This window comes from Marinobacter orientalis (assembly GCF_004792665.1).
Lineage (GTDB): Bacteria > Pseudomonadota > Gammaproteobacteria > Pseudomonadales > Oleiphilaceae > Marinobacter > Marinobacter orientalis.
Genome location: NZ_SRZX01000003.1, coordinates 274,007 through 289,461 on the forward strand (window position 1 = coordinate 274,007; position 15,455 = coordinate 289,461).

Annotated in this window: 20 protein-coding genes; 9 read left to right on the top strand and 11 right to left on the bottom strand. The window is 57.2% G+C overall.

The genetic code is table 11. The annotated features are described in order from the left end of the window. Position 1: 1 nt before the first annotated feature. From DIT72_RS11610 to DIT72_RS11620, 3 genes are read right to left on the bottom strand one after another with little or no spacing between them, the layout of a single operon-like run. On the bottom strand, positions 2 to 1,210 hold the full coding sequence (locus DIT72_RS11610; protein WP_135955405.1) for an efflux RND transporter periplasmic adaptor subunit: 1,209 nt from the start codon (positions 1,208 to 1,210) through the stop codon (positions 2 to 4). Positions 1,211 to 1,229: 19 nt separating this feature from the next. Beyond that, positions 1,230 to 3,608 carry an ABC transporter permease gene (locus DIT72_RS11615; RefSeq protein ID WP_135955406.1) on the bottom strand — a complete coding sequence of 793 codons (2,379 nt, stop codon included), beginning with the start codon at positions 3,606 to 3,608 and terminating at the stop codon, positions 1,230 to 1,232. 4 nt (positions 3,609 to 3,612) lie between these two features. Further along, positions 3,613 to 4,353, bottom strand: a complete 741-nt coding sequence (locus DIT72_RS11620) for an ABC transporter ATP-binding protein (RefSeq protein WP_228260795.1) — start codon at positions 4,351 to 4,353, stop codon at positions 3,613 to 3,615. Between the two features lie 155 nt (positions 4,354 to 4,508). Here DIT72_RS11620 and DIT72_RS11625 point away from each other — a divergent pair, with 155 nt between their 5' ends. Together DIT72_RS11625 and DIT72_RS11630 are read left to right on the top strand one after the other, a co-directional pair. Next, positions 4,509 to 4,733 carry a hypothetical protein gene (locus tag DIT72_RS11625; protein ID WP_135955407.1) on the top strand — a complete coding sequence of 75 codons (225 nt, stop codon included), beginning with the start codon at positions 4,509 to 4,511 and terminating at the stop codon, positions 4,731 to 4,733. Between the two features lie 44 nt (positions 4,734 to 4,777). Further along, positions 4,778 to 5,236: an ion channel gene (locus DIT72_RS11630; RefSeq protein ID WP_135955408.1), complete on the top strand. Its 459-nt coding sequence runs from the start codon at positions 4,778 to 4,780 to the stop codon at positions 5,234 to 5,236. Positions 5,237 to 5,263: 27 nt separating this feature from the next. On the opposite strand, the gene DIT72_RS11635 is transcribed toward DIT72_RS11630, so the two are convergent. Further along, entirely contained in the window at positions 5,264 to 6,082 is an 819-nt protein-coding gene (locus DIT72_RS11635; RefSeq protein WP_135955409.1) for a M90 family metallopeptidase, read from the bottom strand. Positions 6,083 to 6,283: 201 nt separating this feature from the next. Here DIT72_RS11635 and DIT72_RS11640 point away from each other — a divergent pair, with 201 nt between their 5' ends. The 3 genes from DIT72_RS11640 (at position 6,284) to DIT72_RS11650 (ending at position 7,733) form a co-directional block, all read left to right on the top strand. Next, positions 6,284 to 6,742, top strand: a complete 459-nt coding sequence (locus tag DIT72_RS11640; RefSeq protein ID WP_135955410.1) for an MgtC/SapB family protein — start codon at positions 6,284 to 6,286, stop codon at positions 6,740 to 6,742. 27 nt (positions 6,743 to 6,769) lie between these two features. Continuing rightward, a complete protein-coding gene (locus DIT72_RS11645) occupies positions 6,770 to 7,441 on the top strand; it encodes an SDR family oxidoreductase (protein WP_135955411.1) in 672 nt (223 codons plus the stop codon). Between the two features lie 97 nt (positions 7,442 to 7,538). Then, on the top strand, positions 7,539 to 7,733 hold the full coding sequence (locus DIT72_RS11650; RefSeq protein WP_135955412.1) for a hypothetical protein: 195 nt from the start codon (positions 7,539 to 7,541) through the stop codon (positions 7,731 to 7,733). 74 nt (positions 7,734 to 7,807) lie between these two features. Here the strand turns inward: DIT72_RS11650 and DIT72_RS11655 are convergent, their stop codons facing one another. From DIT72_RS11655 to pdhA, 6 genes are all read right to left on the bottom strand, one after another. Then, positions 7,808 to 8,227 carry a universal stress protein gene (locus tag DIT72_RS11655; RefSeq protein ID WP_135955413.1) on the bottom strand — a complete coding sequence of 140 codons (420 nt, stop codon included), beginning with the start codon at positions 8,225 to 8,227 and terminating at the stop codon, positions 7,808 to 7,810. A 175-nt stretch (positions 8,228 to 8,402) separates the two neighbouring features. Further along, positions 8,403 to 8,609, bottom strand: coding sequence for a cold-shock protein (locus tag DIT72_RS11660; RefSeq protein WP_027831301.1), 207 nt, complete (start codon positions 8,607 to 8,609; stop codon positions 8,403 to 8,405). Between the two features lie 442 nt (positions 8,610 to 9,051). Beyond that, the gene (locus DIT72_RS11665; protein ID WP_135955414.1) at positions 9,052 to 9,315 is read right to left on the bottom strand and encodes a hypothetical protein; all 264 of its coding nucleotides are present in this window, start codon (positions 9,313 to 9,315) and stop codon (positions 9,052 to 9,054) included. Positions 9,316 to 9,380: 65 nt separating this feature from the next. Beyond that, positions 9,381 to 10,748 carry a dihydrolipoamide acetyltransferase family protein gene (locus DIT72_RS11670; RefSeq protein ID WP_135955415.1) on the bottom strand — a complete coding sequence of 456 codons (1,368 nt, stop codon included), beginning with the start codon at positions 10,746 to 10,748 and terminating at the stop codon, positions 9,381 to 9,383. Between the two features lie 12 nt (positions 10,749 to 10,760). Next, positions 10,761 to 11,741, bottom strand: coding sequence for an alpha-ketoacid dehydrogenase subunit beta (locus tag DIT72_RS11675; RefSeq protein WP_135955416.1), 981 nt, complete (start codon positions 11,739 to 11,741; stop codon positions 10,761 to 10,763). After that, a complete protein-coding gene (pdhA, locus tag DIT72_RS11680) occupies positions 11,734 to 12,825 on the bottom strand; it encodes a pyruvate dehydrogenase (acetyl-transferring) E1 component subunit alpha (RefSeq protein WP_135955417.1) in 1,092 nt (363 codons plus the stop codon). Before pdhA ends, DIT72_RS11675 begins: the two co-directional genes overlap by 8 nt. Before the next feature lie 291 nt (positions 12,826 to 13,116). On the opposite strand from pdhA, the gene DIT72_RS11685 reads away from it, so the two are divergent. Beyond that, a complete protein-coding gene (locus tag DIT72_RS11685; protein WP_135955418.1) occupies positions 13,117 to 13,314 on the top strand; it encodes a hypothetical protein in 198 nt (65 codons plus the stop codon). A 91-nt stretch (positions 13,315 to 13,405) separates the two neighbouring features. On the opposite strand, the gene DIT72_RS11690 is transcribed toward DIT72_RS11685, so the two are convergent. Beyond that, positions 13,406 to 13,612, bottom strand: coding sequence for a cold-shock protein (locus tag DIT72_RS11690; RefSeq protein ID WP_027831301.1), 207 nt, complete (start codon positions 13,610 to 13,612; stop codon positions 13,406 to 13,408). 346 nt (positions 13,613 to 13,958) lie between these two features. On the opposite strand from DIT72_RS11690, the gene DIT72_RS11695 reads away from it, so the two are divergent. The 3 genes from DIT72_RS11695 to thpR are packed head-to-tail and all read left to right on the top strand — an operon-like array spanning position 13,959 to position 15,417. Next, complete coding sequence (locus DIT72_RS11695; RefSeq protein ID WP_135955419.1) at positions 13,959 to 14,282, top strand: antibiotic biosynthesis monooxygenase family protein; 324 nt, start codon at positions 13,959 to 13,961, stop codon at positions 14,280 to 14,282. Continuing rightward, on the top strand, positions 14,283 to 14,873 hold the full coding sequence (locus tag DIT72_RS11700) for a CPBP family intramembrane glutamic endopeptidase (protein ID WP_228260796.1): 591 nt from the start codon (positions 14,283 to 14,285) through the stop codon (positions 14,871 to 14,873). Further along, on the top strand, positions 14,866 to 15,417 hold the full coding sequence (gene thpR, locus DIT72_RS11705) for an RNA 2',3'-cyclic phosphodiesterase (protein ID WP_135955420.1): 552 nt from the start codon (positions 14,866 to 14,868) through the stop codon (positions 15,415 to 15,417). The genes DIT72_RS11700 and thpR overlap by 8 nt, the downstream gene beginning before the upstream one ends. Positions 15,418 to 15,455: the final 38 nt, after the last annotated feature.

Here is a 15,455-nt window from a genome sequence, read left to right on the forward strand (position 1 = left end):
GTTACCTGAAACGGATACTGTCGCCGTCACTCAATTCCCGGCCGGGATGTCGTACCACCTCGTCGCCTTCGGCCAGCCCGCTCTCCACCGCAGTCACCAGGCCGTTGCTGCGGCCTGTTTTCACGGTTTGCATCACTGCCTGCCCGTCTTTCGCCAGAAAGACGGCGGGTCCGTTGTCGTGTTGGAAAACGGCGGATGCCGGCACCTGGAGCACATCCGCTGACTGCCATAGGATGAACTCTGCATCCACGCGGTAACCGTCTCCCAGCATTTCCCAGTTCTCACGGCCAGTGACCATATCGGCGATCACCCTGACGCGCTGCTCCTCCACGCCGAGGGCGGAGATGTCTTCAAACCCGACGGGTTCTACTCGTCGAACCACGGCCTCCAGGGGGGTTCCGCCCCAGCCATTGAGCCGCGTTTGTACGCCGGGCTGCAGTTTGACCGCATCAAAACTGAGGACATCGACCACCACTTCCAGGGCACCCGGGTCACCCAGTTCGAGGATGGGCTCGCCCGCCTGGATGACGCCCGCGCTTTTGCGCAGCATGCCCAGAACGCTGCCGTTGACCGGCGAGCGCACTGCCAACCTTTCTGCGGGCTTTTCCCCTTCGGTCCGCGCTGCGGAAACTTCCAGGCGGGTCCTGGCTGCGGTCAGTTCGTGGGCAGCGACTTCCTCATCAAAGCGGGCGGATCGCAGAATCGCCTGGGTGCGGGCGGCATTAGACTGGGCCTGTTGCAGGCGCTCATCCGACACGAAGTCGGAACGATCAAGATTGAGTAATCGCTGATACTCCGCTTTCGCCAGTTCGGCGTCGGCCGCGGCTGCCTGGGTTTTCTGACGGAGGGAGTTCAGCGCTGAACGTGCAGCCTCCACTTTTGCTTCTGCTTCCGCCCGGCTGCGGGCGTCCAGGGCACTGGCCGGCATCGGGTCCACCTCGGTCAACAACTCGCCGGGAATGACCTGGTCACCCACATCCAGCTCCACACGGTGCAGATAGCCTGCGACGGGGGAGGACACCACGTAGCGGTCTTTTACCCGGCTTTTTCCTTCTTCCAGAATGGTGATCTCCATGGGGCCCCGTTGTACTGTCGCCAGGTCTACCCAGACCGGCTCGGGCCGCAGGACATAAATCACAACAACGATTGCCACAACGCCGAGAGCAGACCAGAAGAGCCATTTACCCGTTATACGCTTTCCTTCCGTCATTAATGAGTTCCCTGTCTGTCTATTCCCGGGTTTTCAGCACCGCCACCAGATCCAGTTTACTCAATCGCCACCAGGTAATGCATCCGGATGCCAGGGCAGACACGATTACCACATTGGCTGCCAGGGCCAAGGTTCTGCCGGTGATGATCAACGGTACCCGGTACAGCTCGGTCTGCATCATGGCGACCACCAGGCTTGCCAGTCCGTGGCCTATGGCCCAGCCCAGAGGAATGCCCAGTATCAGCAGGATGGCCAGCTCACCCAGCAGGATATGAGCGACTTCATTGTGGCTGTAGCCCAGTACTCGCAGGCTTGCCAGATCCCGCCCGCGCTCTGCCAGTGAGATGCGCACGGTATTGTAGATGACGCCAAAGGCGATGACACCGCCCAGCAGGCTGATCACCAGAGTATAGGTGAGAAAGGTTTTTGCCAGTGTTTCGAAGAAACTGTCCAGCATTGCCTGGCGTATATTGATGGCCATGACACGTGGTGTGTCCCGCAGGTCGCGATAAACGGTTTCCGCCTGCCCTGGTTCCAGGTTCATCAGTACCTGGTTGATAACTGGCCCTTCCTTCAGTGCGCGGTTCATTGCGGCCAGGTTCATGTAGGCTCCCACGCCGAGAAACTCGCTGGTGACTCCGCTGACCTGCAGGTTGAGCACTGGTCGATGGCCTTCCAGAACCTGCACCTGAACCGGGTCGCCGGCGGCAAGCCCCAGCTCTGCTGCCAGGAAATCAGTCAACAGCAGCCCGGCAGGAGGTATGGCCACTCTGTTAAGGTGCTCGTCCACCACGAACTGCAACCGGGCGTCGTCAGGAATGCCGGTCAGGGCGGTTCGCCACTGCCGATGACCATTGACCAGCTCAACCGCTACAACGCGTCGGCCCTCGGTGTAACGCACACCCGGCTGGCGCGTCATACCGTACATGGCAGACTGATTGACCGGGTCGGTCAGGCTGACGGTCAGGTCCTGTTGCTGAACCCGGGCAAACTGCGTGTGTACCATCAGAGACACGGAGCTGAACTGGAAGTTGCCCACCATCACAATGGCCGTTGCCATGGCGATGCCAGTTACAGACATTGCAGCGCGGGCCGGGCGCCGTGCCAGTTGCCGCACAATCATGCGCGATGGCTGGCTGAAGCGAATCCACGACAGCATGCGTTCGGTGATGGTTACCCGGTAACTGGCAGGCGCCTCCGGTCTCATGGCTTCGGCCGGGGGCAGGGCAGCGGCACTGCCAATGGCGCGCCAGCCCCCGAGCAAGGCCACCAGAAGAGTCAGCAAGCCCAGCAGTAATACCCACAAGGGGCTGATGCTGAACAGCAGTTCCGGAAACCGGTAGTAGTCCATGTAGAGCTCACCCAGAGCCCGCCCCAGCCAGACACCTGCAACCGTTCCGATCAGCAGACCGATGAAGGCGATGGACAGCACCAGCTGGCTGTAGTGCCAGCCAATCTGCCAGTTGCTGTATCCAAAGGCCTTCAATACCGCAATGATGTCCCGCTGGGTGCTGATCAGCCGGGTGATCACGACATTAAGCAGGAACATGGCTACCGCCATGAAGATGGTTGGGAATATCACTGCCATGGTTTTCAGCTGGTTCAGTTCGTCGCTCAGGAAACGGTGGGAAAACTGTTCTTCCCGGGCGTAGGCGCCTGTGCTGCCGTAAGGGGCCAGCAAGCGGTCAAGCCGATCTATCACACCGGCAACCGGCAACGCCGGGTCCACCTGCAGCACCAGGCTATTGAAGGCGCCGCGCATGTCCATGGCCGACGCCAGTGCCTCCCGGGCCATCCAGAGCACTCCGTAGCGCTCGTAGTCAGGCAACATTCCGCCCGGGGGAATGACATAAATGAATTCCGGTGATTCAACAATGCCCACGACAGTCAGGCTCTGGCGCCGGCCATTGATGATGGCCCCCAGGCGGTCACCCAGCAGCAGGTCGTGGGCTTCGGCAAAGCTGCCAATCACGGCTACTTCGTCGTTGCGCGCTGCATGGGGCAGGCGCCCGTGGCGAAGGTAAACCCGGTTGACGTCCGGTTGGCCTTGCGGCGGCAATGAAACCAGGCGTGCAGACGCCGGATCATTGAAGCCGGGCACTTCAAGTTTGGCGACGCCTTCCACCCTGCCACTTATGCGGGTTACGCCAGGGATGTCCGCCACCCGCGGGAGTACATGCCTGGGGGCACGTTTCAACGAGGTGAACACATCCGCAAACTGGCGTTCCTGGTAGTACTGGGTGCGGGTGGCTGTCAGCGACGAGTAATTCACCAGTGACAGCAGGCACACTGCGATGCCACCGGCGATTACCAGGGCGATGGCCAGGGTCTGGCCGCGCATCTGCCATAGTTCCCGGCGTAGTTTGGTGTGCAGAGCACTGGCGCGAAAGAGTAGCATGGCGTTACCAGCTCAGGGTCCGCGGGTCCTGCCGCGTTGCGTTGCGGTATTCGCCACTGATGGTTCCGTCAGACAGCGTAATTACCCGGTCTGCCATCTGTGCGATGGAAGCGTTGTGGGTGATGATCACGGTGGTGGTGCCGGTTTCGCGGTTGGCGGTATCCAGTGCCGCCAGAACCAGTGCGCCAGTGGCAGAGTCAAGGGCGCCAGTAGGCTCATCACACAGCAACACTTTTGGGCGCTTGGCAATGGCCCTGGCGATAGCTACCCTTTGTTGTTCACCTCCCGAAAGCTGGGCGGGAAAGTGGTCCATACGCTTCCCCAGCCCCACCAGTTCCAGCGCCGCCTCAGGACTCATGGGGTCGCGAGCGATTTCGGTGACGGCGATAACGTTTTCCCGCGCGGTTAGGCTGGGGATCAGGTTGTAGAACTGGAACACGAAACCGACATAGTTCCGGCGATAACGTGTCAGCTCCCGGTCTTTGGCCCGCGTCAGGTCGATGTCCTGGTATTTCACCTCGCCGCTGGTAGGCACATCCAGCCCGCCAAGAATATTGAGCAGGGTGGACTTTCCGGATCCGGAGGCGCCCAGCATCACCACAAGTTCACCTGAAAACAGGTCCAGGCTTACTCCTCGCAGGGCGTGCACCTCGACCTCCCCCTGCTGGTACGTCTTCGTCAGCTCCGAAGTGTGGAAAACCGGTAGGCAGGAGGTTGCTTTGTCCATGTAATAGGCCTTTGCCATAAATTGGCTCGTGTCCATGGACATCGACCGGGTGGTTCGACCGATGGAGGTACAACACAATCTATTCCGATAGACTTCTCTATAGTAGAACAGACTGAGACCTTTTAATATTCAGGGGGTAAGCCATAAACCGAAAGGCGTGTGCTGAATTGACTTTGAGCCCTCAAGAACTTGAAACCCTGTTGGAAACCATCCCCGATGCACGGGATGGCCTTACCCGCACCGAGCGGATCATCTTGTATGTGTTGCAGGAAACCCGGCGCGAGCTGAACGGGCGCAATGTGCCCACGGTGATGCTCTACGGCCGGGTGGTGGAGCACGTTAATATCAGCGAGGCAGAGCTTCACGTTTACCTCGATCGGTTGGGCGTGAGGGGCTGAAGATCATGCCTGAGCACTGGATTTAGTAATTAAGGAGATTTTTCGTGGAGGGCGAACTGGTTGTTGTATCGGTCACGGCTCTGGTGGTCAGCCTGGTGGTCGTCTTTCATTTTGAGGTCACTCAGCTGCTGAACCGTTATTGCCCCAGCCGGCATATTTCGTCACCAAACCGGTTTCGAAACCGGCCGATCATACTTCTCAACATGTTCGTACTGTTGCTCGCCCATATCGTAGAGATCTGGATGTTTGGCGTGGCTTTCTGGTATCTGCTGGACCTGGGGGGGCTTGGGGCTATCAATGGTTATGGCTCAGTCAGCTTGCTCGACTGTGTCTATTTTTCCGCGGCCAATTACACCACCGTGGGGTGGGGAGATCTGGCGGCAACCGGTCATATCCGGTTCCTGGCCGGCACCGAGGCATTGGTGGGCTTCATGATGATAACCTGGTCAGCCTCATTCAGTTACCTGATCATGGCCCGTGCCTGGGGTAGCGAAAATGATTGATAATGGTGGTCAGTGGCCAACGCCCGGTTATGCTTTGGTCAGGGTGGCCGGATCCAGTCGATAGAACCCGCAGAGTACTTCGTATACCTCTGGTTGCTCCTCTTTCAGGTGGCGGGGATGCTGAAAGAAGGCTTCGGTCAGCACGGCAAAAAACTCGGCCGGCTCCGTCGCGCCATAAGGGTCCAGCCAGGGCTTCCTGTGATGACGGAGCGAGTGACGCAGGTGTTCGTAGGCCCGCGTCATGGTCTGCTGCCAGTGCCTTGCCTGTTCACCGCTGAGCGGGGGTGCGCCGTCAGCAGTGCCGTCCAGGTAATCCAGCTGGTGGGCAAATTCGTGAAGGATCACGTTGTGCTGCCCGGCCGGATTGACGGCACCTTGTTCGCACTGGGTCCATGCCAGCACTACCTGGCCGTGGCTTGAAGCTTCGCCGGAGCGGATCTGATTGCTTTCGCTCACGACAATCCCGTCACTCTCCACATTTCTGACATGATAGGCGTCCGGATACACCAGAATGCTGCTTATCTCGTCGAAATCGGAGAAGCTGCGGGCAACGATCAACAGGCAGGCGTGCCCGGCAATGGTGAGTCGCACGGTATCGTCCACTTCGAACCCGTCGCAGCCGTAAAAGGATTTTTCCGCGAGAAAAAGTTGTATGTGCTGTTCAAGCTGTTGCCTCAGGTCCGTGGGCAGCCTGTTATACACAGGCACACGGGACTGGAGAATTTCCCGCCAGTACTTCGGAAACGGCCGCTGCAGCTGACGTTCCCGTCGCCACCCCCGATAGAAAAAAAGATAGAAAACCGAGAACCCGATAATGGCCAACATACAAAGGGTGTAAATCAGCATTGGCGGGGCTCCGGTTGAGGATTCTGTTGAAGGGCTGACAGTGTAATTCCTATCCGTAGTCGTCACCAGGTTCCCCACTGCCACTAACAATTTGGGGTGAAATCCGTTCAGATATTTTGGCTTGAAAGTCATAACGCCTGCGATGCTATCCTTGAAACACGTTGACGCCGGTTTTTAACCTGATCTTCTTTAAGGAAAGCCATGGAAACCGAGATCGCTCCTCTGGACATGCTGCTCCGCCTCTCTGTTGCTGCCGGCCTGGCATTGTTTCTCGGCCTTGAGCGGGAGCTGCGTGGCAAGCCCGCCGGATTGCGCTCCCACATGCTGGTATCGCTGGGCTCGGCAACGTTCATTATTATCGGTATGAGCGTCCTGTTTGCCACAGCGCAGGGTGATCCCTCCGCCCGCATAGATCCAACCCGTGTCGTCCAGGGTGTGATAGGCGGTATCGGTTTTCTGGGTGCTGGCAGCATCATCCGTAGTGGCGGGCATATTCAGGGTATTACCACGGGTGCCTCAATCTGGCTTGCAGGCGCCATTGGCGTTTCTGCCGGAATTAATAACTTCTACCTGGCAGGGATGGTAACTGCTCTTGCACTGGTGATCATGGTGGTTCTTGGCCACTTTGAGCGTGGGCTGGTTTCCGAACACAAACAGTAAATTTTTGACACAGAACAGGAGATTTCCATGTCCGATAACAGAACCGTTGTCATTACCGGTGCCAATCGTGGCATCGGCCTTGAACTTGCCCGTCATTATTCCAGCCAGGGGTGCAATGTAATCGGTGTTTGCCGGGAGGTGTCTGCAGAGCTGAAAGAGGTGGCAGCCCGCAGCATTGATGGTGTCGAAGTCACGACCGACAACGGCATCCGGAAGCTGACGGACGGGCTCATGGGGCAGTCGATCGACCTGCTGATCAATAATGCCGGCCTGCTGCAGGACGAGAAGCTGGGCAGTATCGACTTTGACTCCATCCGCACCCAGATGGAGGTCAACGCCTATGCACCGCTGCGTGTGGCAGAAGCGTTGGTGCCACAGATCCCTTCCGGCGGTAAAATCGCCAATATCACCAGCCGCATGGGCTCGATTGCCGATAACGATTCCGGCGGCCGCTATGGTTATCGCGCCTCCAAGGCAGCGCTGAACGCTTTCGGAAAATCGCTGGCTTTGGATCTGAAGCCAAAGGGTATTGCGGTGGCTCAGCTTCACCCAGGCTATGTACAAACCCGAATGGTGAACTTTGGCGGGCTGATCACTCCGAAAGAGTCGGCTAAAGGCCTGGCAGCGAGGATTGACGGGCTGAACCTGGAGAATACCGGTTCATTCTGGCATAGCAACGGCGAGGCGTTGCCGTGGTAAGAATAGAGTCATTGTAAGTCTTTGTTTCGTTGATTTACAGGTGTCCGATCCTCTTCTATCCTTAAAAGTGGAAATTAACTACTTGGAGAATAGTCTGATGAGCAAAGCGTTGAATGGAAATTTTACGTCAAAGGACCAGGCCAAGAACGTTTGGGATGATCTGGTTGGGTCAGGAATTCCTCAGGACAATATTTATATCGATAATGACGAGCAAGTGATCAAGGTGATGATCCCGACGGAAGAACGTAAAGAGATAGAGGAAATTTTTGATCGTCACGGTTTGACCTATTAGGTCCTGCCGTAAAGATCTGGGTCAACAGGAAAGGCAGCGGAAGCTGCCTTTTTTATGTTTGAAACGTCCTGACCCTAGCGCACCACAAAAACAGAGATGTCACTGTGTTTGACAATATTGGCGCCATTGGAGTGCAGAATATGCAGTTTATCGCCGATGCCGGGTGCGTGGGAGGCCATAACGACCAGATCGGCTCCGCAATCCTCGATGACTTCGAGGAGTTTTTTGTCGAGCTCAACCGCGGTATCGGCAGTTGTTATGACCTTGCTCTCAGTTTTCAGGCCATGTGATCGGCCCTGCTCAGAGGCAAAGGTTGCCAGCTTTTCGGCGAGTTCTTCAGGATTGTGGGCGGCTTCTGAGGGCGTCGTGTTTGTGACGGTTACATAGTAGAGACTTGCCTGGTAGTGCTTGGCTATGTCGATAGCGGTGTTCAATGCCTTTGACATTTTTTCTTCATGTGCCAGATCTACCGGCACCAGTATTTTGCTGTACATGGTCATCTCCAGAAATGTTCAGGACAGGATTATTCCAAATCTACACTTTTAGAGTCTCAACGCATAGTGTCAGCTGTCAAAGCCAAAGCAGTGATTATTGATCCACAACAAGGCGTTAGATTGCCCATAAAAAAAGGCAGCCGAAGCTGCCTTTTTCAAACGTGCTGGCTGTTATTTAAACAGCAACTACGTTTTCTGCCTGAGGACCTTTCTGGCCTTCAGTAACGGTGAAGTCGACTTGCTGGCCTTCAGCCAGAGTCTTGAAACCGCCACCCTGAATTGCGCTGTAGTGAACGAAGACGTCCGGGCCGCTTTCGCGAGTGATAAAGCCGAAACCTTTTGCTTCGTTGAAGAACTTGACAGTACCGGTAGTAGTAGACATATAAACTTATCCTGGATTAAACATCAGATGTGCCGCCATTCCACCACAGTGGTGGTTGATCAGCTATGCGCGGAAAAAAAATGAGGAATCAAAACCAGGACGGTGCACTTACCAGTAACAACTGAGGAACGTCTTATTCTGAAATTCTTTGCCAGATCTTTTCTACCCCTGCACTTTAACACAAAAGAGGCTTTTGCCAAGGACTGTTTCGTAGGTAAAAACCTCTGGCCTTGAAAAACTGTGCCGAGACCAAGGTTCAGGATAGAGACCGGCAATCGCAGTACCCAGGGGAGGCTACCGTCCGGGACGCATCTGGTACCCGAAACCGGAGATAGCCATGTATGATATTTCGAGTGGAAAGCGAAGGGAGTTTGATTCTGAAGATACTGACTCCTAACACCCACAAGGGCCTTAGTCATTTCAATCGCCGGTTTCTCCTGCCTCAACTGCGGGATGCAGTGTTCATCTGGGCCTGCGTGAAAACCATCGTCAACGGCAACTCGCGATGCTCTGCGACCTGGTGGAGTCCATTCCCGAGAGCGAGCCAATAACTGTCGCCAGTGACTTCAACGACTGGCGTGGTAAGGCCCGTAGGGTAATGGAGGAATGCGGACTCATCGACGTTTTCGCAGCTGACCATGGCGTCCCTCCCAAAACCTTCCCGGCTGCCTTTCTGCTGCTGGTAGCCTGGCTGCTGTTCACCCATGGCGGGCCTGGCGCATCCTTTTCTCCAGTTTATTTCTCCAACCTCCCTCCACCGCATCGTTCCGTTCAGGACGAGAGCATAAGGGCCTCCGGATCCTCCAGAATATCGACGATGGTTTTCAGGAACTCGGCGGCATCGGCGCCGTCGTTGACCCGGTGGTCATAGCCCAGGCAAAGGGGCATGCGCAGGCGGGCTTCCAGCCTGTAATTGTCGATATCTCCCGTCGCCACCGGCTCCAGTTGCGCACTTCCCATGCCCAGAATACCCACTTCGGGGTGGTTGATAATGGGGGTGAAGCTGGTCGCACCGATAGGACCGGGATTGGTGAGGCTGAAGGTGGCGCCCGCCATTTCCTGCTTCGTCAGTTTTCCCTCCCGTGCCTTGTCCGCCAGCCGGGCCAGATCGGTGGCGAGCTCGATGGCGTCCTTGCGGTCCGCCCCGCGAACCACCGGTACCAGCAGCCCGGCGTCGGTGGCCACGGCAACGCCGATGTCGTAGTAGTCCTTGTAGACCAGCTCGTCGTTGTCCACATCAAGACTCGAGTTGAACCTCGGGAACTGCTTCAGCGCCACCACCAGGGCCTTGATTGCCAGCACCGTCATGGTCAGCTTGCCCCCGCGCTTTGCCACCTCGTCCTGGTGGCGGCCGCGGAAACGTTCCAGCTCTGTGATATCGGCAACGCTCTGGTGTAGGACATGGGGAATCTCCTGCCAGGAAAGGCTCATGTTGCGGGCGATGGCCTTGCGGATGGCTCCCAGGGGCTCCCGCCGGGTTGCGCCCCATTGGCTGAAGTCCGGCAGTTCCGGCGACTCGCCGCCGGCTTTGGAGGATTCCTTCGAGGCCGCCTCCTCTGAAAACTCCTCAATGTCTTCCTTGGTTACCCGGCCGTCGGGGCCGGAGCCTTCCACCTCGTGGAGGTTAACGTGAAGCTCTCTTGCGAGCTTGCGGGTGGCGGGAGCGGCGGGCACCGGCTGGTCGGATGACTTCTCCCGGTCTTTCGATCCAGCCTTTTGCTGCTTCTTGTCGTGCTTCTTCCGATCGCCGGACTTTTCACGGGGCTCTTCATGGGACTCTTCATGGGACTCTTCATGGGACTTGCTGTCGTCCTTTTTCCTGTCCGACTTTTTGCTTTTGTGGTCTTCCTTGCCGGACTCATCGTCCTCCTCGTCGGAGGAGGCCTTCCCTTCGTCGCCTTCACCATCACTGTAGGTGACCAGCACCTGGCCCACCTTGATGGTGTCTCCCTCGCTGACCTCGACGGACTCGATCGTGCCATCGAAGTCGGCTGGAATTTCATTGGCGGCCTTGTCGGTTTCCACGGTGAGCAGCGGGTCACCGTCCCTGACCTTGTCGCCTTCGCTCACCACGATCTCGACAACATCCGCTTCGGTAATGCCCTCGCCGGGGTCTTCAAGCCTGTACTCTTTTGACATGAACAATGACTCCTAGTCGGCCATGGCCTGGCGTGCGCCTGTGATAATGCGGGCGACATCGGGAATGTAATCCTGCTCCCGGGCAAAATACGGGGTGATCACGTCGTAACCGGTGACCCGCTGGATCGGCGCTTCCAGGTAATAAAAAGATTTTTCGTTGATACGGGCGATGATTTCCGCGCCCGGGCCAAAGCTGCGATGGGCTTCATGAACAATGACCACGCGGCCCGTCTTACGGACCGACTCGCTCAGCTTTTCATCGTCCAGGGGCGAAATGGATAGCAGGTCGATGACCTCCGCCTCGATGCCGTCTTCCTCCGCCAGCTTCTCCGCGGCCTCCAGGGTGCGGTGGGTCATGGCGCCGTAGGTGATCATGGTCAGATCACCGCCCTCCCGCGCGATCTGTGACTCTCCGAGGGGGATGGTCTCCTCCTCGTCGGGCACTTCCTCCCGGAACGCCCGGTAGATCGCCTTGCCCTCAAAGAAAATCACCGGGTCGGGGTCGCGCATGGCGCTTACCAGCAGGGCGCGGGCATTGCGGGGTCCGGAGGGAATCACCATTTTCAGGCCGGGGGTGTGGGCGTAGTAGGCCTCCCGGCTCTCCGAGTGGTGCTCCAGTGCCCGTACACCGCCGCCATAGGGTATGCGGCACACCATGGGCACGTTATAGCGTCCCCGGGTACGCCAGCGCATCCTCGCGGCCTGGCCTTCAAGCTGGTGAAAGGCAAAGTAGCTGAACCCGGAGAACTGGAGTTCACACACCGGTTTCAGGCCCGCGATGGCCATACCAACCGACATGCCCACGATGGCGGACTCCGCCAGTGGTGTGTCCATGACACGGTCTTCGCCGAATTTCTTCAGGAGGCCATCGGTCACCCGGAAGACACCGCCGTCGACCCCGACGTCCTCGCCCAGCACGTGGACGCTGTCGTCCTTTTCCATTTCCTGTTCCAGCGCCAGGTTTATGGCCTGCACCATCGTCAACTCAGCCATCGTTGTCCTCCCGGTACTGCTTCATGGTCTGCCGCTGCTCCTCCAGGTAGGCAGGTCGCTCTTCAAACAGATGATCGAACATAACCAGTGGATCATCCAGGGATTCTATCTGCTCCTCGACCTCGTCCCAGGCGGATTTCACTTCGTCGTCGATTTCCTTCTCAAGGGCATCGATGTCCTTCTTGCGTAATATCCTGCGGTCCTTCAGATATTGCTGGAAGCGGGGAATCGGATCCCGCTCCTCCCACTTTTCCTCCTCCTCTTCGTCCCGATACTTGCCGGGGTCATCCGCGGTGGTATGAACGGAGAGACGGTAGGTGACGCACTCGATCAGCGTCGGACCATCGCCCTTGCGGGCCCGTTCGGCCGCCTCGCGGGTGGCCGTATAGACCGCCAGCGGATCGTTACCATCTACCTGGATTCCAGGCATGCCATAGGCCAGTGCCTTCTGGGCCAGAGTCCGGGATTCGGTCTGTTGCTCCCGGGGAACGGAAATCGCCCATTGATTGTTCTGGCAGATGAAGATGTTGGGGGTGTTGAAGACCTGGGAAAAGTTCAGAGCTTCGTGGAAGTCCCCTTCCGAGGTGGCGCCATCGCCGAAGTAGGACACCACCAGCCGGTCCTTCTTCTGCATTTTCATGGCATAGGCAATGCCCACGGCCTCGGTGATCTGGGAGGCCACGGGAATGGAGATGGGCAGGTCGTTCTGGCCTTCCGGGATTTCGCCGCCTTCGTTGTAGCCGGCATTGAACAGCAGCAGACCGCTCATGGGCGTACCGCGCCAGAGTGCCACCGAGGTCTCCCGGAAACTGGGCACCATCCAGTCGTCGTCTTCCACCGCGGCGATGGAGCCGATCTGGCTGGCCTCCTGGCCCTTGGCCGGGGCGAAGGTGCCGATGCGGCCCTGCTTTTGCCATCGCAACTGGTATTCGTCGAAGCGCCTGCTCAGCAGCATGGTCCGATGCATGCGAAGCAGGGTGTCCTTGTCGATTTTGGGGTCAAGGTCCTTGTCGGGTTTGCCCTTTTCGTCAAGAATCGAAAGATACTCGACGGAATGCTCAAGCTTGATTTTCTTTCGTGGCATATCGATCCCTTTCGCTGATTGTCACCTATAGGTGTAGGCCTTATCGGCGGTTTTTCCAAGTGTCATTCGACCTGTGCCAGGTCTCGAAGCCCGAGTGCCATTCAAAGCCGTTGCTGAATGTGCCAACAACGCTATCACAGGCCGTATTGGCAAGAAATAACTCAGGTTACGGGGCACAACATGGGAAACATTTTCAGTGTCCGGGGGGCATGGCAATAATGCTGTGCGCTGTTAAGGAAAGGAAGCTGGCCCATTTTCTTGTGGGGATTTCACGCCGTCTGCAGCGTACCAATGCCCGGGTGGAGGATTACCTGGTTCTGCCCTTGCTCAGACGTGGTGGCGGGTGCCCTGGAGCTCAGCTCCGTTCGTGTGAGCCGCACGTTCCATGATTTCCGCAACGAAGAGTTGCTGGGCATCAGGGGCCTGGAAGAAATTTCGGGTTTCGACGGTGATTACATGGAGCAGGGGGGGCAAGCTGCACTAAGGTGATCTGAAAGGCCTGGTGGCAGCTGCTCTTTTCGGGCCTCAGCAACAAAAAAAGGCAGCCGAAGCTGCCTTTTTCAAACGTGCTGGCTGTTATTTAAACAGCAACTACGTTTTCTGCCTGAGGACCTTTCTGGCCTTCAGTAACGGTGAAGTCGACTTGCTGGCCTTCAGCCAGAGTCTTGAAACCGCCACCCTGAATTGCGCTGTAGTGAACGAAGACATCCGGGCCGCTTTCGCGAGTGATAAAGCCGAAACCTTTTGCTTCGTTGAAAAACTTAACAGTACCGGTAGTTGTAGACATAATCATAATCCTGAATTCGATAATTTAATGTGCAGCCAGACCATCCGAAATGATGACTGGTCAGCGTTGTGCGGAAACAAAAAACGCGCGGAATCAAAAACAGGACAGACAACTACTTAAATCAATCGAGATGCGTCTTATTCGTGAACTGCTGTGCTAAATCTTTCCTACGAGAGGCACTGTACTCCTATATTCCCGGGAGTAGCAAGTTTATTTTGACAGGCATTTATCACCATGGTCCAGAATATGAATAATTTGCCGGCCACAGTCACTGGTTTTGCGGTAGCCGGGCGACAAGGTAAAGTCAGGCTTTGACAACACGATAAGTCCACGTGGGAGGCAATTGATGAAATACATCTTTGAGGTTCGCATCCGTGAGGGGCACACCGCTGAGGAATACGCCGACGCCTGGGTTCGCGCCAGCGAGATCATCCAGCAGGCACCGGGTGCGCGTGGAACGGAGTTGCACCGCAAGATTGACGACCCGAACGTGCTGGTTGCCATTGCCAGTTGGGACAGCAAGGCCGACCGGGACGCAATGGAAGGGCAGCATAACCCGGAGGTTGCCCGCATCATCCGCAGTGCCGCGCCGTTTTGCGAGATTACCCCGATCGGAGAATTTGAAGACCCCGAATGGGTGGTGATGCCACAAAACAGGCGAGGTGGCTGAGTGACAAAGACTGGAAAGCGTCCTCAGATTTCGCCGGCTGCGGCGTTGCTGTTCCAGGGTGGTATCGGCGCGGTGGGCCTGGCGGCCATCGTTCTTTTCGGCATTCCTGTCCATTACCACGGCGTCAGCATCGGTACTACTGTTGTCTGGGGCGTGGCCGGCAGTGTGGCGACGTATGGCGTGATCATGATGCTTACCCGGCTGCCTGGCTTGCTTCAGGATTCACTGGAATCCCAACTGGAGAAATTGCACCGGTTTGCGTGCGATTATTCCTGGCCGGTGCTGATTGCGCTGGCAGCCCTGGCGGGTGCCGGGGAAGAACTGCTATTCCGGGGTGCGATACAGGGCTGGCTGGCCCAGCACGTGCACGGTTCGGTCGCAATTGTGGCCGCCTCCTTGCTGTTCGGACTGGTGCATTATCTCTCTTTAATCTATTTCATAGTGGCGACCGGGTTGGGTCTGGTGTTGGGGGTGGCCTATGCACTGACAGACAGTCTGGTCCTGGTGATGATCTGGCATGGGGTATACGACATGATTGCGCTGTTTTGTCTGCGCCGGTTTCCGGAATGGTTTGGGGTGCGGGTTGGATAAAGAAGCAACACGTCGTCTGTTCTTCGGGCTGGAAATCCCGACATCGGTCAAGCAGCGGCTGCTGTCGATTCAGCAGCCGGTCGCCGGTGCGCGCTGGCAGCGCGCTGATCAATTGCACCTGACCCTGGTATTTCTCGGCAGGGTAGAAGCTCAACAGCTCCCGGCTATTCGTGAGGCGGCCCGGAATCTGCCCGTGAAACCGTTTGATCTGACTGTGACGGGGCTTGGTTGCTTTGGCAGTCCTGATCATCCCAGAAATCTCTGGGCCGGGGTGCAGCCAGTGGGAAAGCTGGCCGAGATGCAAAGCGCACTGAGTAAACGTCTGGCGTCATCCGGGTTCGGGCAGGAGGGGCGCAGCTTCCAGCCACATATCACCTTGGCCCGCTTCAAGCGTGATGCGGGTTCGGTTGCCGAACTGCTCCAGACCCATGAAAGGCGACATGCAGGGTCCTTTTTGGTGGGCTGGCTCACCCTGTTTGAGAGCCTCCCGCGACAGGGAGGTTCCGTCTACCATGTGGTCGACAGGTTCCCCCTCGCGGGATGAGAGTGAGATCGACCACCCACGCAAGGCGAATTTTCGGT